This window comes from Pseudomonas sp. MHK4, from assembly GCF_054600775.1.
In genome coordinates this window covers 473,811-488,997 of sequence record NZ_BAAIAK010000004.1, presented here as the reverse complement: position 1 = coordinate 488,997, position 15,187 = coordinate 473,811, and the positions used below count along the sequence as shown (strand labels likewise).

16 protein-coding genes are annotated in these 15,187 nt (G+C 60.2%); 11 read left to right on the top strand and 5 right to left on the bottom strand.

Annotation, left to right across the window (positions count from 1 at the left end; all coding sequences use genetic code 11):
• Positions 1-43 precede the first annotated feature (43 nt).
• Positions 44-2,818, top strand: coding sequence for a hybrid sensor histidine kinase/response regulator (locus ACYP2Q_RS14080; RefSeq protein ID WP_459731009.1), 2,775 nt, complete (start codon positions 44-46; stop codon positions 2,816-2,818).
• Between the two features lie 64 nt (positions 2,819-2,882).
• Positions 2,883-3,479 carry a MarC family protein gene (locus ACYP2Q_RS14075; RefSeq protein WP_008058841.1) on the top strand — a complete coding sequence of 199 codons (597 nt, stop codon included), beginning with the start codon at positions 2,883-2,885 and terminating at the stop codon, positions 3,477-3,479.
• On the opposite strand, the gene ACYP2Q_RS14070 is transcribed toward ACYP2Q_RS14075, so the two are convergent.
• From ACYP2Q_RS14070 to cobG, 5 genes are all read right to left on the bottom strand, one after another.
• Positions 3,480-4,304, bottom strand: a complete 825-nt coding sequence (locus ACYP2Q_RS14070) for a hypothetical protein (protein WP_459731008.1) — start codon at positions 4,302-4,304, stop codon at positions 3,480-3,482. It abuts the gene before it with no gap.
• 182 nt (positions 4,305-4,486) lie between these two features.
• Positions 4,487-6,181, bottom strand: coding sequence for a precorrin-3B C(17)-methyltransferase (cobJ, locus tag ACYP2Q_RS14065; RefSeq protein WP_459731007.1), 1,695 nt, complete (start codon positions 6,179-6,181; stop codon positions 4,487-4,489).
• Positions 6,181-6,912 carry a precorrin-2 C(20)-methyltransferase gene (locus ACYP2Q_RS14060; RefSeq protein WP_274077514.1) on the bottom strand — a complete coding sequence of 244 codons (732 nt, stop codon included), beginning with the start codon at positions 6,910-6,912 and terminating at the stop codon, positions 6,181-6,183. Before ACYP2Q_RS14060 ends, cobJ begins: the two co-directional genes overlap by 1 nt.
• The gene (locus ACYP2Q_RS14055) at positions 6,912-7,538 is read right to left on the bottom strand and encodes a precorrin-8X methylmutase (RefSeq protein WP_274077493.1); all 627 of its coding nucleotides are present in this window, start codon (positions 7,536-7,538) and stop codon (positions 6,912-6,914) included. The genes ACYP2Q_RS14060 and ACYP2Q_RS14055 overlap by 1 nt, the downstream gene beginning before the upstream one ends.
• Positions 7,531-8,853 carry a precorrin-3B synthase gene (cobG, locus tag ACYP2Q_RS14050; RefSeq protein ID WP_459731006.1) on the bottom strand — a complete coding sequence of 441 codons (1,323 nt, stop codon included), beginning with the start codon at positions 8,851-8,853 and terminating at the stop codon, positions 7,531-7,533. The genes ACYP2Q_RS14055 and cobG overlap by 8 nt, the downstream gene beginning before the upstream one ends.
• A 192-nt stretch (positions 8,854-9,045) precedes the next feature.
• Between cobG and ACYP2Q_RS14045 the strand changes: the two genes are divergently transcribed.
• The 9 genes from ACYP2Q_RS14045 to ACYP2Q_RS14005 all read left to right on the top strand — a co-directional run bounded on the left by ACYP2Q_RS14045 (position 9,046) and on the right by ACYP2Q_RS14005 (position 15,131).
• Positions 9,046-9,696: a hypothetical protein gene (locus tag ACYP2Q_RS14045; RefSeq protein ID WP_459731005.1), complete on the top strand. Its 651-nt coding sequence runs from the start codon at positions 9,046-9,048 to the stop codon at positions 9,694-9,696.
• Between the two features lie 132 nt (positions 9,697-9,828).
• On the top strand, positions 9,829-11,040 hold the full coding sequence (gene cbiE, locus ACYP2Q_RS14040) for a precorrin-6y C5,15-methyltransferase (decarboxylating) subunit CbiE (RefSeq protein WP_459731004.1): 1,212 nt from the start codon (positions 9,829-9,831) through the stop codon (positions 11,038-11,040).
• Positions 11,033-12,130, top strand: coding sequence for a cobalt-precorrin-5B (C(1))-methyltransferase (locus ACYP2Q_RS14035; RefSeq protein ID WP_459731003.1), 1,098 nt, complete (start codon positions 11,033-11,035; stop codon positions 12,128-12,130). The genes cbiE and ACYP2Q_RS14035 overlap by 8 nt, the downstream gene beginning before the upstream one ends.
• Positions 12,127-12,864 carry a cobalt-precorrin-6A reductase gene (locus tag ACYP2Q_RS14030; protein ID WP_459731002.1) on the top strand — a complete coding sequence of 246 codons (738 nt, stop codon included), beginning with the start codon at positions 12,127-12,129 and terminating at the stop codon, positions 12,862-12,864. Before ACYP2Q_RS14035 ends, ACYP2Q_RS14030 begins: the two co-directional genes overlap by 4 nt.
• A gap of 178 nt (positions 12,865-13,042) precedes the next feature.
• Positions 13,043-13,345, top strand: coding sequence for a type II toxin-antitoxin system RelE/ParE family toxin (locus ACYP2Q_RS14025; protein WP_459731001.1), 303 nt, complete (start codon positions 13,043-13,045; stop codon positions 13,343-13,345).
• Positions 13,346-13,348: 3 nt separating this feature from the next.
• Positions 13,349-13,639 (top strand): addiction module antidote protein, encoded by a 291-nt coding sequence (locus ACYP2Q_RS14020; protein WP_459731000.1) that lies wholly within the window; start codon positions 13,349-13,351, stop codon positions 13,637-13,639.
• A 97-nt stretch (positions 13,640-13,736) separates the two neighbouring features.
• Positions 13,737-14,135 carry a DUF2946 domain-containing protein gene (locus ACYP2Q_RS14015; RefSeq protein WP_459730999.1) on the top strand — a complete coding sequence of 133 codons (399 nt, stop codon included), beginning with the start codon at positions 13,737-13,739 and terminating at the stop codon, positions 14,133-14,135.
• A 48-nt stretch (positions 14,136-14,183) separates the two neighbouring features.
• Entirely contained in the window at positions 14,184-14,663 is a 480-nt protein-coding gene (locus ACYP2Q_RS14010) for a copper chaperone PCu(A)C (protein ID WP_459730998.1), read from the top strand.
• 21 nt (positions 14,664-14,684) lie between these two features.
• On the top strand, positions 14,685-15,131 hold the full coding sequence (locus ACYP2Q_RS14005; protein WP_459730997.1) for a DUF2946 domain-containing protein: 447 nt from the start codon (positions 14,685-14,687) through the stop codon (positions 15,129-15,131).
• The last annotated feature ends 56 nt before the right edge of the window (positions 15,132-15,187 follow it).

Below are 15,187 nucleotides of genomic sequence, written 5' to 3'. Positions count from 1 at the left end.
CGCATAGTTATATTCTGGCATTAACCTACGAAGGGATTTCGCCGTGCGCTGGCTCAGGATTGCCATAAGTCTAACCGTCACATTGCTGACCTTGCTCTGCATGCTCCCGGCCCAGGCCGCGCAAGGCAGTGGCTGGGCCGTATTGCTCGACGAACAGGGTGACCTGCAACTGAGCGACATCCGCTCCGCCCGCTACACCAATCAATTCAGCCCCATCGAACTCGACCACCTCACGGCGGCCGAGCCCGACGGTGCGTTATGGCTGCGTTTCCGACTTGCACCGGGCAGGCATGAACAACTGTTGCGAGTGTTCGCACCCGACCTGTTGCACTTCAACCTGTATGTGCTTGACGGTGACAAGCTGATAGAGCAGTCCCATACCGGTAATGAGCAACCCCTGGCAGACCGCCCATTGCCCAGCAGCGACTTCATGCTGCCGTTGCCGCAAAGCGAAAAGACCCTGGACGTTTACCTGCGACTGGTTTCCGAACACCAGTTACGGCCCTACATCACCTTGCAATCGGCAGTCATCACCGCGGCCAATCAGAACCAGACGCTGATCTATGGACTGCTGCTGGGCTGCATTGCCATGCTGATCCTGCACAACCTCATCCGCTATGCCTATACCCGTTCGACGAGCAGTGTCTGGCTGGCGGTGTGCGAAGCGTTGTTGATGCTCAGCCTGGTGTTGTTGTTGAATCTGGCGGGACCCTGGATACCCAACTGGCAGGCCGTGCAGACGCCCGGAGCCTACCTCGCCTTGCTGTTGACGGCCCCCGCCGGCCTGATGTTCGCCTATCGTTTCTTCAAGCCCCTCGGCCCGCATCCGCTGAACAAGCTGTTAGTGGCCGACATCCTGTTCATCATGATCTGCAGCCTGTTGCTGTTGTTCGTCAACACGCTGCCACTGAATATCATCACCTACGCACTGGTCGCCCTGGCCGGCCTGAGCATGCTGTTCGTCAGCGCCTATCATTGGCAAAGGGGCTATCGCCCGGCGCGGCTATTCGTGGCGGCCATGGTGGTGTTCAACCTTGGCACCCTGATCATCCTGCCCGCCTTGCTTGGGCTGACCCTGATCGAACCCCATGACCTGATCACCACCCTGCTGCTGTTCATCTGCATCAGTGGCCTGTTGATGAGCATTGCCCTGAGCGAACGCCAGCGCAGCATCACCGAAGCTCGTTTCAGTATCAGCCGTGACCTGGCGGCCAGCAACGCCGAGATCAACGCCAAGGCCGAGTTTCTGGCAAAGATCAGCCATGAGATCCGCACCCCGATGAATGGCGTGCTGGGCATGACCGAGTTGCTGCTGGGCACGCCGCTGTCGGTCAAGCAGCGCGACTATGTGCAGACCATCCATAGCGCCGGCAACGAACTGCTGACATTGATCAACGAAATTCTCGACATTTCCAAACTCGAATCCGGACAGATTGAACTGGACGATGTGCAGTTCGATCTCAACGCTTTGATCGACGACTGCCTGAGCATCTTCCGCGCCAAGGCCGAGCAGCAGAACGTCGAGCTGATCAGTTTCATTCAGCCACAAGTACCACGCGTCATCAGTGGCGACCCGACGCGCTTGCGCCAGACGTTGCTGAGCCTGCTGGAAAACGCGTTGAAGAAAACCGACGAAGGCGAGATCCTGATCGTGGTCGCCCTCGACGAACGTAGCAGCCATCCACGCCTGCGCATCGCCGTGCAAGACAGCGGCGAACCGATGGACGCCGAAGAGCGCGACGCGCTGATGCACGCCGAACTGCACAGCAAGCATTTCCTCTCGACCAATCACCTGGGCGGTAATCTGGGGCTGGTGATCGCCCGTCAGTTGATTCGCCTGATGCAAGGCGAATTCGGCATCAAGAGTGGTAACAACCAGGGCAGTACCTTGTGGCTGACCTTGCCGCTGGACCCTGACCGCCTGGAGCATCCGACTTCGGACCTCGATGGCCCGTTGCAGGGCGCACGGGTGCTGGTGGTGGATGACAACGACACCTGTCGCAAGGTGCTGGTGCAGCAGTGCAGCGCCTGGGGCCTGAACGTGAGCGCCGTGCCCTCGGGCAAGGAGGCGTTGGCGCTGTTGCGCACCAAGGCGCACCTGCGTGACTACTTCGATGTGGTCCTGCTGGACCAGAACATGCCCGGCATGACCGGCATGCAACTGGCCGCCAAGATCAAGGAAGACCCGAGCCTGAACCACGACATCCTGCTGATCATGCTGACCGGTATCAGCAATGCGCCGAGCAAGATCATCGCGCGCAACTCGGGGATCAAGCGCATCCTGGCCAAACCGGTGGCCGGCTATACCCTCAAGACTACCCTGGCCGACGAACTGACCCAGCGCAACAAAGGGCTGGCGGTTCCGCAGCATCTGCCATCCGGCCCGCCTCTGCCGATCAAGGTGCCCAGCGATTTCCGCATTCTGGTGGCCGAAGACAACAGTATTTCGACCAAGGTTATCCGCGGCATGCTGGGCAAGCTCAATCTGCAACCGGACACCGCCAGCAATGGCGAAGAAGCCTTGGTGGCAATGAAGGCGCAGCGCTACGACCTGGTGCTGATGGACTGCGAAATGCCGATCCTCGACGGCTTTTCGGCGACCCAGCAGCTGCGTGCCTGGGAGGTCGGCAATCAGCGGACCCGCACCCCGGTGGTGGCGTTGACCGCGCACATCCTCGCCGAGCATAAGGAGCGTGCACGCCAGGCCGGCATGGATGGACACATGGCCAAGCCGGTCGAGCTCTCGCAGTTGCGCGAATTGATCGAACACTGGGTTGCCCAGCGCGATCAGAACCGTACGACGACACCAACGTCCTGAGCCGACAGACTCCACGGCGCCTGTTAGACTCCCCCTCGACTTCCATCGCCAGTGAGCCTGTCCCATGCTCCACGTGTTGTTCAGCGTTTACCTGAAGATGCTGGTGCTCTACAGCCCGTTCTTCGTGTTGTCCTGCTTCATCAGCCTGACCCGCGGTTATTCGCGCAAGGAACAACGTCGACTGGCGTGGAAAGTGGCCATTGCCACCTTGGTTTCCAGCGTCTTGCTGTACCTGTTCGGCCGGGTGATTTTCAGCGTGTTCGGCATCACCGTGGACGCCTTCCGCATCGGCGCCGGCAGCGTGCTGTTCATCTCGGCGCTGGGTATGGCCCAGGGCAAATCGGCGGTGCAGACCGACAACGTGCAACAGGACGTGACCATCGTCCCCTTGACCATCCCGCTGACCGTCGGGCCCGGCACCATTGGCGCCTTGTTGGTGATGGGCGTGAGCCAGCCGCACTGGGACGACAAACTCACGGCCATTGTCAGTATTGCCTTGGCCAGCTTCACCGTTGGGGTCGTGCTGTACCTGTCCAACCGTATCGAACGCATTCTCGGCGACCAGGGCTTGCAGATTGTAAGCCGGTTGATGGGGTTGTTCGTGTGTGCGTTGGCGGCGCAGATCATTTTCACGGGTGTGAAGGGTTACCTGGTGCCCTGATTATTGTGCACGTTTGCGTCGCTGAAACCTTTTCACCAACTGCGTGCTCCGGTGCAGATTGAGCACTGCTTCAATGTCTGCCTTGACGTGAGAGTACTCAAGCGGGTTGAAGGTGATAAAAGAGGCCGCGCGGAAGGTATTCAGGTCCGAGGTCTTCCAGTCAAAAAACAGCACCCCGCCATCATTTTTGTCGGCATTGCTGTCGATGGACGACAACATGATCAGGACCAGTCCATTCTTCAGTTGTTCACAGGGCACTATTGCCAGCCTGACACCCTTGGTTTTCGTGACTTCATAGTTGAAAACCTTGATGGTTTCGGGCTCTTTCTTCAGCGCGTCCAAGGTGGAATCCGCGACCGCGCCCAGTACTGTCACACCAGGAATGGCCGCTTTTGCCGCATCGATACCCGCCTTGATAATGTCTGTGACGATGTTGCTCATCGTCAGCTGCACAGCGCTTCGGCTGTGCTCGACGTATCCGCTGTCAGGAACATGACAACCCAAATCTTTCATACATTCTAGAAATGCCCGATGCCACTCCTTTGGCTTTTTATCGCCCGGAACTTCCAGAGTCGCCTCCATCTTCGAAAAGTTAATGATGTTTTCGATAATTCCCATGTTCTCGAGTGACACATTGTCGCCGTAACCGACCAGGGTATTTCCCAAGACAACGGCATCGAGCTCCTTGGTAGGACTCGTAACTTCCACGGCCGCCAGATTTTGCCTTCGAGCAACATCAGGCATCAACGCCCGACGCCGCGCAATACGCCAGCCGACCAGGTCTTTACTTTCTTCTATGTTAAAAGAACCTTCATTACTTACCATATCCAACAATCCTTATTAGTTTCGTTTAGTGCCCTCCTGGGCAAAACAAATCTAACTCACCGCACCACCGCCCACAAATCCTGCTAATGACCATATGTGTACCGCTTGAATCCGAAACAAAAAAAATCGCCCGGGCAAACAACTCGGGCGATCCAGTGTTTTCAAACTGAAAAGAGAAATGTCTATTTGATGTCGATCAACTTGTCACCATAACTTCGCGGCGTGTACACCCAGGACAACCCATGCGAGCGTGGAAACACCCGAGTCGTGGATGAACCGATCAACACCATGGTTCGCATGTCGACCTGATCCGGCGTCAGTTGACCGAGAGTCGTTACCCGCAAGGTCTGTCCCGGACGCGCGATATCACGCCCCAACACCACCGGTGTATCGGCTGCGCGGTGCCGGGCGACGACCTCCAGCGCGCGGCCCAACTGCCATGGCCGTGAACGCGAAATGGGGTTGTAGAACGCCATCGCCAGATCGGCTTGTGCCGCCAGGTCCAGGCGTTTCTCGATGATATCCCATGGCTTGAGGTTGTCCGACAGCGACAACACGCAGAAGTCATGCCCCAGCGGTGCGCCCGCCTGGGCGGCTGTCGCCAGTGAGGCCGAGACACCCGGCAGGATCTCCAGGTCGACCTGATGCCAGGCCGGGTCGCGAGACTCATGCAGCGCCTCGAGCACCGCCGCTGCCATGGCAAACACGCCGGGATCCCCGGAGGACACAACCACTACGCTGCGGCCTTGCACAGCAAGCTCAAAGGCATGTCGGGCGCGCTGCATTTCTTCACGGTTGTCGGTGCAGTGCAGCACCTGGTCAGGCCGATACGGGCCCGCCATGCGCACGTAAGTTTCATAGCCCAGGACGTCGTTGGCCCGCGCCAGCTCCGCCTTGACCGCCGGCACCATCAGCTCGACAGCACCCGGCCCGATGCCGATGACAGCCAGGCGTCCGCGGGGACGACCGATCAGCGTGACGTCCAGCGGCTGCTCGGCAACCGCCAGGGTGATGCCCTTGTCGGTGTGCAGAACCACCGGTTGCCCGATCACTTCCTCGACGCTGCCCGCTGCCGCAAACCGCAGCGCAACACCCAGCACCAGCGCCGCGTCACGCAGCGCCGGGTTGCCCATCAGCTGCTCGCCGGCCAACAGGCACGCCAAGGATTGCTGAGCAATTTTCGCCCGACGCAAAGCCTGGCGAATGGCCTCGGGCAGGTCTGCAATGTCGTCGCTCACCAGCGCTACGACGCTTTTCGGGTAGATCAGCAGTTCATTGGCCGCAGGTTCACGCTCGGCGATGCTGACATGAATCGACAGATGCGCCTGCTGATCCTGGGCCAACTGCGCTTGCGCCAACCAGGGTGCCTCACCTTCGATCCGCACACTTTCGCCGCCGAGCAGGTCAGATACAAAGCGTTTACCGAGCTCCAAGTCAGCCAATGCATAGCCGTTTGGCGGGTTGAGCAAACAGGTGCCGAAGCGCAGCTCACCACTGGTGGTGATCGCCGCTGCCACGCCCAGCCCTTGGGCAATTTCCCGGGCCAACAGATTGACGCCGCCCAGGCCGCCCAACAACGGCACCACCGCGCTGCCATCTTCGGCCACTGCCAGGACCGGCGGCTCCACGCCCTTTTCCAGCAGCAGCGGCGCCAGGGTGCGAATCACGATACCGGCCGCGCACAGTGCAACGATCGGAGTGTCCTGTTGATAGAGTTCACGCAAAGTCGCACCGAACTCATGGTAGATCTGGTCAGCACCGTCGACCCGTTCGGCCAGGCCGTGGATCAAGGCGCCCGGGTACAACTGCTGGATTGTGCGTGCGGTAGCGAGACTGCCATTGCCAAGAATGACAATCGCCGGAACGGGACGAGTCATCAGCCTTGCCACCTTTCACCGGGAACGATGATCAGCGAGAAATACGGCGAAGACAGCGGATCGACCTGATCCAGCGGCACGATCTTTTGATTGGCCATGGTCGCGCGCTCGACGTACAGCGCTCGCCCGGCCAGGCCCAGCTCTTCCAGCACCTGGCGGACTTTGGGGAAATTACGCCCCAGCTTCATGACCACCGCGGCATCGGCATCGGCCAGGCGGCGCTTGAGCTCTTCGTGCGGCAGCACGCCGGACAACACCGACAGACTCTGATTGCGGTACACCAGTGGCGCACCGAGCACCGAGGCACCACCCAGCATCGAGCACACACCCGGCACGACTTCGGCTTCATAGCGCTCGGCCAGACGGTCGTGCAGGTACATGTAGGAGCCGTAGAAGAACGGATCGCCTTCGCAGATCACGGCCACGTCACGGCCAGCATCGAGATGCGCGGCCAATTGTTCGCCAGCGGTATCGTAGAAATCGCTGATCACCTGCTCGTAGGACAGTGGCGCCGGCAAGGCCTCGGTGGTGACTGGATAAACCAGTGGCAAAAGTGTCTGCGCATCCTGCAAATGTGCTTCGATAATGCCGAAGGCATTGCCCTTTTTACCCTTGGCCACAAAATACGCCACGACCGGCGATTCCCGTAACAGGCGCAGGGCCTTGACGGTAATCAGTTCCGGATCACCGGGGCCGACGCCAAGGCCGATCAAACGTCCTGGTTGCTGCATCATTCGATCTCCGTGGCGAGGGCATTGACGGCGGCGGCGGCCATGGCGCTACCACCCAGCCGGCCTTGCATGATCACGAATGGCACGCCGCGACTGTTCGCCGCGAGCATCGCCTTGGACTCGGCGGCACCGACAAACCCCACCGGAAAACCGAGAATCAGGGCAGGCTTGGGAGCACCGGCATCGAGCATTTCCAGCAGGTAGAACAAGGCAGTCGGCGCATTGCCAATGACCACCACACTGCCTTCCAGGTAGGGGCGCCACAGCTCCAACGCCACGGCCGAGCGCGTATTGCCCAGCTCACGGGCCAGGTCCGGCACGCTGTCATCGCGCAGGGTGCAGATCACTTCGTTGTTCGCCGGCAAGCGCGCGCGGGTCACGCCCTCGGAGACCATTCGCGCGTCGCACAGGATCGGCGCACCCGCAGCCAATGCATCGCGCCCGGCCTTGCCTGCGCCGGCGGAAAATTGCAGGCCGTCGATCGCCTCGACCATACCGCAGGCATGGATCACCCGAACCGCGAGTTTTTCCAGATCAGCGGGGATTCGCTCCAGGTTGGCCTCGGCGCGAATGATCGCGAAAGAGTTGCGATAGATCTCCTGACCGTCGCGGATGTAATCAAGCATCAAGGGAACTCCGTGGGTGGGCATCAAGCCATGCGCCAGCCGCTTCAATTGTGAGATTGCGTGCTTGCAGCGCGCCGAAACCCGGCAACGCTGCATCGCGAAAATAAAGATCGTAGTGACCGGCACCGGTCGCGAGCAAAGTGACGGGTGCCGTATGGGCGCATGCACAGGAGCGCGGGCAACCCGACAGGTGCACCTGCACCCGCTCCGGTTGATCGTGCAGCTGTGCCGCCAATTGCCGCGCATCACCCTTGGTATCCGCCAGCCCTTTGCCACAACCGGCTGAGCCGGTGCAGGCCACCACAGAGCACAGGGCCTGACGGGCGTCGACCAGGAAACCCAGGGCCTGCAATTGTTGGATGACGAGCGGGGCATCCTGGTGACGGATGTTGGGCAGCAACAGGCTTTGCCACGGCGTCAGGCGCAGGCTGGCATCACCCAGTGTTTCGCACAGTTGAGCCGCCCCCTTGAGCATCGTCGGGTCCAGCCGTCCTAGTGGCGGCATGGCGCCGACATACACCAGGCCTTCCTGACGTTGTGGATAACTGCCGATGGGCAGACCCGAACGGCGCGCCGGCGCTTGCCATTGCCCGATATCGAGCAAGGGAACGCGCTCGGCAAGCGTTTGCAGCAGCGAATCGCGCGAATATTCGGCCAGCAGATGGCGCATCCGGGTCTGGTCCGGCCGTGCGAGTTCCAGAAACAAATCCAGCACGGCCACCACCAGGCGATGCCCATCTCTCAGCAATACCGCGCCGACGGGCGTGTCTACAGGACTCCCGGCAAGACCGAAGACCAGCAACGCCTCACCGTTTCGCTCAACCGCGCTCAACCACAGGTCATGTGGATGCTCGAGCATCGCCAGGCTTTCACCGCCATCGAGCTGCACCGCGAACTTGGCCGATAACTCATGGACGCGCGGATGGGCTTGCAAGCTGTCGAGGATTTGCCGGGCCAGGGGGCGAGTGTCGATCAGCATGCCCTGATCGACGCCGGCACTCGGGCTCAGCATCAGATTGCGCACGTCGTCGCCAAGGGCGGTGGTGGGCCCCAGTCCGGCGGCCAGCAGACTCTCGATCAACACCGACTCCTGCTGACCAATCCCGCGGATTTGCAGGTTCGCCCGGTTGGTCGCTTCGATGACGCCACCGGCATACCGCTGGGCAGCGTCAGCGACTGCTACGGCCTGGTCCGCGCGCAGGGAGCCGCCGTCGAGTTTGATCCGGCAAATACCACCGTCCAGCGCCTGGACGACACGCAACAACCCGGGACAGGCCGAAGGGCGCAGAAGACTGGATGCTTGACGTGAATTCACGGGATGACCGGTAACGGGACGAAGAGCGGCATTATGCCTGCTTTATCCAGCCGGATGAAAAGCTCGAGTGGATTGACGACGAAGCGCAAGTACTTACAGAAAGAATCAATTAACGAGTCGAGAAAATTTCAACTGCCGGGGGGCTCTTGTACTTTGCATTGACCAACAAGGACGTTCGTCAGGAGGTTGCATATGGATAATAAAACCCCGGCAGGCCTGTTAACCGGCCCCAATTTGATTTCGTGCATTGGAGAACTCTCGCTGCAAGACGTTGACGACCTGACCCATTGCACACAGATCGCCACTCGATCCGCCGATATGCTCTGCAGTCGCTTTGCCGACTCGCCACAGTGGCTCAATGAATATGTCAAAACCCTGAATTTTCTCGGCTGGTCTGTCTTTGAAGAAGCCATCACCACCCGCATTCGCAGTGATGTCTCGAAAAGTGTCGCGGACTACCTGGTACAACGCGCCCAGGCCATGCCGGACACCCGCCAGGGCAACGCCATGATCGACACGCTCGACGCACTGAGACCGGATAAATCGGCGCTCTACTCTCTGGATACGGAAAGCCTGATGGGAGAGCGCTTTCAAGTCATGCCTGCGCGCTACGACGCCAAGGGTTTCCTGGAAATTGCCGTGTTCAATCTGGAACTGGTGAGTTATGCAAAAAAAAGCGCTTTTCTGTTCTTCAACTGGGAGGGGCAGGCTTCAAAGATCATTCAACAACGGGTTTACCTGAAACTGGACAGAAATAAACTCGACATTAAAAGAGCACTCATCGAGAAGAAGCGTCGCGAAATTCTCATGAACAAGTTCGACTTGCGAAGGAACACAGGATGACGCGCTTGGCAGCGATTTCACCGACTGACCGCAGGCCAATGTAATCAACACCGCGCTATGATGCGCACCCGTGCAGGTCGACACACACCTGAGCGCGGTGATGACAGCTTCGCTTTGCAAATGAGGAACAGCATGACCCCCTGGCTGACAGTGGTAGGTATCGGTGAAGACGGCTTCAAGGGCCTGGGTAAAAACGCCCGACACGCTCTATTGGGCGCTTCGCGGATCATTGGCGGTCAACGGCAGCTGGATCTGTTGCCAGCTTGCATCCCGAGTGAACGGCTGTCATGGCCCAGCCCGTTCTCCCTCGATCCGCTACTGACCAGACGCGGCGAACCTGTCTGCGTCCTGGCCAGTGGCGATCCGATGTTCTTTGGCGTCGGCGCCAGCCTCGCCCGACAACTGCCTGTCGATGAGATGCTGATCCTGCCGGCCCCCTCGTCCTGCTCGCTGGCCGCCGCGCGAATGGGCTGGGCCCTGCAGGACGTGGTCACGCTTTCTGTCGTCGCCCGCCCTGTCGCCGCGCTAAACGCGCACTGGGCAAGCGGTGTGCGCCTGCTGGTACTGAGCAATGACGGCCGAAGCCCGGGCGAAATCTGCGGGTTGCTGTGTGAGCGCGGTTTCGGGGCGAGCCGTATCACCGTCCTCGAGCATCTGGGCGGCGAAGCCGAGCGCCGCATCGACGGCATCGCGAGCGACTGGCCCGACCCGCTGATCGCCGACTTGAACCTGATCGCCATCGACTGCATCGCCGATCCCGGCACTGCGCGCCTGTCACGACTGGCCGGCTTGCCCGACTCGGCATTCAAGCATGACGGGCAACTGACTAAACGCGATGTGCGTGCTATCACCCTCGCGCGCCTGGCACCGGTCCCTGGTGAATTGCTGTGGGATGTCGGTGCCGGCAGCGGTTCGATCGGCATCGAATGGATGCGCGCCCATCCGAGTTGCCGTGCGCTGGCAATCGAGGCCGATGCCGGGCGCCAGCAATTGATCGAGCACAACCGCGACACCTTGGGCGTGCCCGGCCTGCAACTGATTCGCGGCAGTGCGCCGCAAGCGCTGACAGAGCTCGAACGCCCGGATGCAATTTTCATCGGCGGCGGGGTCACCCGCGAAGGCGTGCTCGATACTTGCTGGGCAGCGCTCAAGCCCGGGGGCCGGCTGATCGCCAACGCGGTCACGCTGCAAAGTGAAATGACCCTGATGGCGTGGCGCGAACAGCACGGTGGCGAGCTGACGCGCGTCCATATTGCCCAGGCGCAACCACTGGGTGACTTCGATACCTGGCGTCAGGCGTTGCCCATTACCTTGCTGGATGTGACGAAGCCTTTCGATGCGTGACGAAACCGCCGAACAACCCGCCCCGCTGCGTAGCGGCCTGACCACGGGCAGCTGCGCCACCGCGACCAGCCTGGCGGCAGCTCGCCTGCTGCTCGGTGGTGAGAGCTCGGACGCCGTGGAAATCGTCCTGCCCAAAGGTAAGCAGGTGCAGATGCGCCTCGAGTTCTGCCGCCTGATCAAGGACGGCGCAGAGGCTGGGACGATCAAGGATGCCGGGGACGATCCCGACGTGACTCACGGTGCATTGCTCTACTCTCAGGTACGCCTCGGCCGTGAGCCGGGGGTTCGTTTCAAGGCCGGGCGCGGTGTTGGCACGGTCACCCGCCCAGGGCTGGTGTTGGGCGTTGGCGAGCCGGCAATCAATCCGGTACCGCGCAAGATGATCACCGATCACCTGACCCTGCTCGGCGTTGAGCTGGGTTACAGCGGTGGTTTCGAGGTCACGGTGAACGTCGAGGACGGCGAGGCTCTGGCATTGAAAACCATGAACCCACGCCTGGGGATTCTCGGCGGCCTGTCGATCCTCGGCACCAGTGGCATCGTCCGCCCATTTTCCTGCGCGGCCTACATCGCCTCGATCCACCAGGGCATCGACGTTGCCAAAACCAACGGTTACCTGCACATCGCCGCCTGTACTGGCAACGCCAGCGAAGACACCATGCGCAGGGTCTACAACCTGCCGGAAATCGCGCTGATCGAAATGGGCGACTTTGTCGGTGCAGTACTCAAGCACCTGCGCAAAGTGCCCGTGGATAAACTGAGCATTTGCGGCGGCTTCGGCAAGATCAGCAAACTGGCGGCCGGGCACATGGACTTGCACAGTCGGCATTCGAGCATCGATCTGCCGCAACTTGCCGAATGGGCCGCGGCGATTGGCGCCGATGCCGCATTGCAACAAGGCATCCGCGCAGCCAACACCAGTCAACAGGCGCTGGCCATGGCCAGCGCCGCAGGAATCGCCCTAGGCGATGCAGTGTGCCAACACGCCCTGGACTTCGCCCGCAGCGTGGTGCCGGCGCAGGTTCAGGTCGAAGTGTTTGCCATCGATCGCCAGGGCGGGATCGTCGGCCATGCGGGAGCTTTTCAATGAAACGCATTCTGCTGCTCGGTGGTGTGACCGAGGCCTTGGCGATTGCGCGAACCCTGGGGCCGCAACACATCTATAGCCTGGCCGGTATCGGTCGGGTGCCGACGGACTTGCACTGCCAGGTTCGTGTGGGTGGCTATGGCGGTGCCGAAGGCCTGGCACAATTCATCCGCGATGAACGGATTGATCTGCTGCTCGATGCTACTCATCCCTACGCCGCCCAAATCAGTCAAAACGCCGCGACGGCTGCTCACTTGAGCGGTATCGCCTGCTGGGCCCTGCGCCGTCCGGCCTGGCAACCCCAGGCCGGCGATGACTGGCGCGAAGTCTGTGATTGGGCCGAACTGATCGAAGCCCTCAAACCCTTCCGTCGACCGCTGTTCACCCTTGGCCGCGAGCCGTTGCAACATCTGGACGAGATTCCCCCGGAGCAATTCTGGACCTTGCGCGCGCTGGACGCTTATCCCGGCAATGAACGTTGCGAAGTGATCGGCGCACGGGGACCGTTCCTGATCGACGATGAGCGCGAGTTGTTCGCGCGTCGCAACATCGATGTGCTGATCAGCAAAAACAGCGGCAGTGCTGCGACCGAGCCGAAGCTTGAAGTGGCGCGGGAACGCGGGGTGCCGGTGCTGGTGTTGAAGCGGCCGGTGTTGCCGGAGGTAGAGCGGGAGTATGGGTCGGTCCCAGATATGCTGGTTGCCCTATCGAAGTCAGACATTCCTGAGACCTACTGAACCCTGCGATTTTGCCGGCAATACTCTCGGAAAGATCTGACTTTCCACGCCTGGGCTCTAACCCTATAGTCCTCTTCCTCCTGATCCCATCAAGCGCACCCACCATTTACAGGGATCAATTGCTTCGCCTCGAGAAAAGTGTTGCTTGCCACAATGTATCCCAAGGAATACGATTCACATGATCGAGTTTGAACAATCCAGAGTATTTGCCGATTGGCTGAATGCACTGAGGGACACCATAGGCAAAGCTCGAATAATCGCCAGACTTCGAGCCGCCGAGCATGGAAATTTTGGTGATTGTGAATCCGTAGGCGCAGCCGTTCATGAAATGCGCGTTCATTACGGCCCTGGCTACAGGCTGTACTTCACTCGCAAGGGTGAAGTGATTTACTTGCTGTTGATCGGGGGCGACAAATCGACTCAAAAACGATATATCAAACGTGCTGTTCAAATGGCACAAAACATCGGTAATGAGGAGTAAGTCATGGCCGAACGATTCACCCGTTTTGACGCCGCCGAGTTTCTCAAAACGCCGGAAGAAATGGCGGCTTATCTTGACGCCTGCTTTGAAGAGGATGCTGGCGACGGTGTGCTGATACGTGCAGCTCTGAACGATATAGCCCGAGCGAAGGGTATGACACACATTGCCCGTGATGCCGGCCTGGGACGCGAGAGCCTTTACAAAGCGCTGAGCAGCAGTGGCAATCCTGAATTCGCGACTATCATGAAGGTTATGAAAGCCTTGGGCCTGCGTTTGCATGCCATCGCTGTCTGATAGCGCTGCGACACCACACCGCACGCAGTCTTTTTACTTATCGGCCCTGATCAGGCTAAATAGCCGCGCCTGATCGCCCACCCACCGGATTTGTCCCATGTCCCGACAACGGCTCGCAATTGCTTGGATCGCCTGCTTCGCAGTGCTGTTCAACATGCTCGCCATGCCGATGTCCGGAGCGATGGCGCAGACGGCGAAGTCGCCAGCAGAACAATTGTTGTGGGGCAGTTTCTGCTCGTCCGGCGGCACCAAGATGGTGGCGATCTCCCTGGGCGATATCGAGCAGAAAAAACCGCAAAGCGACGATCATTCCAACATGCAGCATTGCTGGTGCTGCTCCGGCTCCGCACCACTGGTGGCGTTGCCCGGGCATGAGCCGCAGCTGTATTTCGCGCACTTCGAGTCGAATCGAAGCCTGCCGCCTCCATCCCTCAACACGCCGACACCCCGCCAGCAATGGCCAAGCCTCAACCCTCGTGCCTCCCCTCTGGTGTGATTGCTGCTCGCAATTGACCTGCGTTTCGAATCGCTCCGGAGAACTGCCATGTTGAACAAACTCATTGTTTTGGCCGCGTTGCTGCTGCCTGCCTGCTTTGCCAATGCCCACGAATACAAGGTCGGCGCACTGGAAATCGCTCACCCGTGGTCGCAGGAGCTGCCGCCCAATGCCCCCAACGTCGCCGCGTATTTCGTGATCCACAACACGGGTAACTCAGCCGACCGCCTGCTCAGCGTCGACTCGCCAATCTCGGGCAAAGCGCAGTTGCATGAACATGTGATGCAAAACGACCTGATGAAAATGCAGCAGGTGCCCAGTGTGGAAATCCCCGCCGGCGGCGACATCACCTTTGCCCCGATGGCCTACCACGTCATGTTGCTGGAGCTGAATGACCGCAGCCTGCTCAGCGATGGCAAGCGCTTCCCGCTGACCCTGCACTTCGAGAAGTCCGGTGACGTGACGGTTGAAGTGGCGGTGCAGAAGCAGGCGCCCGAGGCCACGCAACAGCACGCGCACGTTCAATAACCCACTACCGCGACGCCGCCCATGCGCCCGCCAGGCACCAGGTCATCCGCCCACCGTCGTCAGCCATTGAGCCTGACGCGCGGCAGCTGGATCAGCCTGTTCGCCATGCTGATGATCTTTATCGGTCCACTGATTTCTCAGTCGATGCCGATGGATCAGCGCACCTCGACGACCATGAACATGTCGATGGACATGAGCATGGATATGTCGGCGATGGAGCACGCCGATCACGGCGCACAACCAACTGCCGAGCATTGCCCGCCAGCGTCCGGGCACCATGCAATCTGGGAAAAATGCGGCTATTGCAGCCTGCTGTTCAACTGCCCGGCGCTCACCGGTGGCGGCTCATTCACTGCGTTCGACACCCCCCCCGCCAACACTTTCACCACGCCATCCCCTCGCCTGGGCCATGCCCGGCAAACCTTCTTCCCCGGCGCCCGCACCCGCGCCCCGCCCGTCGTCGCGTAAACACTCTCTGCTGATTTCACACGGTTGAGCAGACAGCTTCAGGTTGTCGGCCGTGT